We start from the raw sequence: 3,187 nt of genomic DNA on the forward strand, positions 1-3,187 counted from the left end.
CGGCATTAGCCGCGCTTCGCGCCTGCGCGAGAAAGCCGCGAGTGGGGGCGTTTTGGTCTGGAACCCAAAACGCCGCGCACCTTTGAGGAAGGCGCGAGCGCCTGGACGTTTGGTCTGGAGCCAAACGTCCGCTGCCCAGGAACCCAAACTTCCGTTGCCTTTGTGCCAAAACAAAAACGCCGCCCCAAAGGCGGCGTCCTCAGGCTCGGCGTTTCATCAACTGGACATCAAAAGCATTTTGTGCGGTAACATCTTCAACAGATTTGATGGTGTTTTCGAGCCGCTCCACTTTTTGGCTCACAGCTTCGACAACATCCACAATTTCAGAACGGGTGTCCTGGAATCCCTTTTCCAATTCATTGTGAAGGGCTTTCACGTCAGTTTTCAATTCTGTGATGTCAGCCCGCATCTGAGCCTGCTCGGATTTCAGAGTAGTGACGTCGGTTCTCAGGTCCGCGATGTCAGCGCGCATCTGCGCCTGCTCAGATTTCAGGGTAGTGACGTCGGTTCTCAGGTCCGCGATGTCGGCGCGTATCTGAGCCTGCCCCGACTTCAGATCGGTGATATTGGTCTGCATCTGCACGAGAATTTCAAGGATTTTCTCTTCGTTGTTCATGTCCGGTCCCTCCTCTCATTATGAGTATAGCACAGATGAGAGGGGCGGTCAACCAGATATAAGGGGAGCGCCGCGGTCCACAGGGCAGGTCTGCGCTCTGCTTTGGCTGGGAGGGCGCGTCCCGGCAGATAAAAAATCGGCACAATCGGTGGACAAAGCGGAAGGAACCCTTTATAATAGGGACATAAGAACCAAAGGAGGAGACAGACAGATGGAAAAATCGGCGGTATACTTTACCGATCTGCGGGTAACCGTGGGGACGAGCCTTCTGGACAAGCTGAAAAAGCTGCTGCAAAAAGCGGGGATTGGGGAGATCGACTTTGACGGCAAGCTGACCGCAATCAAGATCAACTTCGGAGAGCCGGGGAATCTGGCGTATCTGCGGCCGAACTACGCGAAGGCGGTCGCGGACCTGGTAAAGGAGCTGGGCGGGGTGCCGTTCCTGACCGACTGCAACACCCTGTATGTCGGACGCCGCAAAAATGCGCTCGAGCATCTGGAGGCGGCATATGAAAATGGGTTCAGCCCGTTTTCGACCGGGTGCCACGTCCTGATTGCTGACGGCCTCAAGGGGACCGATGATGTTTCGGTACCGGTCGAGGGCGGCACGATGGTAAAAGAGGCGAAGATCGGCCGCGCGATCATGGATGCGGACGTCTTTCTGAGCCTGAACCATTTCAAGGGCCACGAGCTGACCGGTTTTGGCGGTGCGATCAAAAATATCGGGATGGGCTGCGGCAGCCGGGCCGGGAAGATGGAGCAGCACAAGAGCGGCAAGCCGACGGTTGACCAGGCGCTCTGCCGGGGCTGCGGGCTGTGCGCGAAACTCTGTGCACAGGCGGCGATCTCGTACGACAGCGCGCGCAAAGCCTCGATCGACCACGACCGGTGCGTCGGCTGCGGGCGGTGCATCGGGGTCTGCAACTTCGACGCGATCGCCAACCACAACGACAGCGCCAACGATGACCTCTGCGTTAAGATGGCCGAGTACACCAAGGCGGTACTGGCGGGGCGTCCGCATTTCCACATCAACCTCGTGATTGATGTTTCGCCCTACTGTGACTGCCACGCCGAAAACGACCTGCCGATCCTCCCTGATGTTGGGATGTTCGCCAGCTTTGACCCGGTCGCGCTCGATCAGGCGTGTGTCGATGCCTGCAACCGCGCCGAGCCGATCCCCGGAAGCCGCCTCACCGACCTTTGTTCGGCCGCTGGGTTCCACGACCGTCACGACCATTTCCACAACAGTATGCCCGAAACCAACTGGGAAACCACCCTCGCGCACGCTGAAAAAATCGGGATCGGCAGCCGCCAGTATGAGCTGATCACTGTCAAATAAAAAAGGAGGGGTTTTCCCCTCCTTTTTTCTCCCCTTCGCGCAACGCTTTGGAGTGGGATTTCTCCTCTTCTTGACCGGGAAACACTCCCATGGTAGAATAAGGACAAGGTGCTGCTACATACGGTTGCAGGCGGTTGGCCCCCTTGAAGAAAGGGGGAGATGCTTATGGTTACATACGAAGGGCTATTTGCTTTTTGTCTCGTAATTATCAGCGTGATTGCTCTGGTTCAGGGCAAACAAAAATAACCGCCACCCTTCCAAAGTGCTGCGGTTATTTCCGTAAACCTAGAGGGGCTGACCGTCTGCCGGCAGCACCTTTCTTTATCTTTATTATATCCCGCAATCCGGGCGCTGTCAAGCGCCTTTTTTCTTGACTGGAAAGCACTTCCATGGTAGAATAAGGACAAGGTGCTGCCACAACGGTTGCAGGCGGTTGGCCCCCGAATGAGACGGGGGTTTCCCCCGTTTCGGAAGAAAGGGGGAGATGCTTATGGTTACATATTCGGAACTGTTCCAGTTCTGTCTGGTAATTCTAGGCGTTGTTGCTCTTGTATTAGACGCAACAAAAAAGAAATAACCGCCACCCTAGCAAAGTGATGCGGTTATTTCTGCATTAACCAAGGGGCTGACCGTCTGCCGGCAGCACCTTTCTTTATCTTCATTATATACTGCAATCCGGACGCTGTCAAGTGTCCTTTTTTGTTTTGGAGCAAGATACGATCATTCGGAAGTTTTCGTAAGATTGGTTTGGTTTTACTGGAATTTCTCCAAACTCCTTTTCGTATATAGCCACCCGTTTTTTGAGATACTGTTCGATTTCCCTATTCTGACGGAAATATCAAAACCAGGAGGGAAATTCCCTCCTGGTTCTGACTGGCAACCACTTTCATGATAGAAACGGATAAAAGGCAGAAACCTTAACCCGTTAGGGCTGGCCGCTTGCCGCGCTTCGGCGCTAGCCGAGAAGACCCGAGGAAGGCGCAAGCGCCTATCCGTTTGGTCTGGGGCCAAACGGATGCTGCCACAAAACCCCTCTACACTGTGCCCGATCGGGCACAGCCAGCCAGCTTGCCGGGGGAGTTCTCACAAGAGGGGGGCACTGCCGCCCCTCTTGTGGGGTGCGCCGAGCGGCTGTCGCGGCATTAGCCGCGCTTCGCGCCTGCGCGAGAAAGCCGCGAGTGGGGGCGTTTTGGTCTGGAACCCAAAACGCCGCGCACCTTTGAGGAAGGCGC

At 55.6% G+C, this 3,187-nt stretch carries 2 protein-coding genes; one reads left to right on the plus strand and one right to left on the minus strand.

Annotation, left to right across the window (positions count from 1 at the left end):
- Positions 1 to 199: 199 nt before the first annotated feature.
- Positions 200 to 616: a hypothetical protein gene (locus tag C814_RS11020; RefSeq protein WP_016317908.1), complete on the minus strand. Its 417-nt coding sequence runs from the start codon at positions 614 to 616 to the stop codon at positions 200 to 202.
- Positions 617 to 827: 211 nt separating this feature from the next.
- Between C814_RS11020 and C814_RS11025 the strand changes: the two genes are divergently transcribed.
- Positions 828 to 1,955, plus strand: a complete 1,128-nt coding sequence (locus C814_RS11025; RefSeq protein WP_016317909.1) for a DUF362 domain-containing protein — start codon at positions 828 to 830, stop codon at positions 1,953 to 1,955.
- Positions 1,956 to 3,187 lie beyond the last annotated feature (1,232 nt).

The sequence above is a fragment of the Anaerotruncus sp. G3(2012) genome, from assembly GCF_000403395.2.
Classification (GTDB): Bacteria; Bacillota; Clostridia; order Oscillospirales; family Ruminococcaceae; genus Anaerotruncus.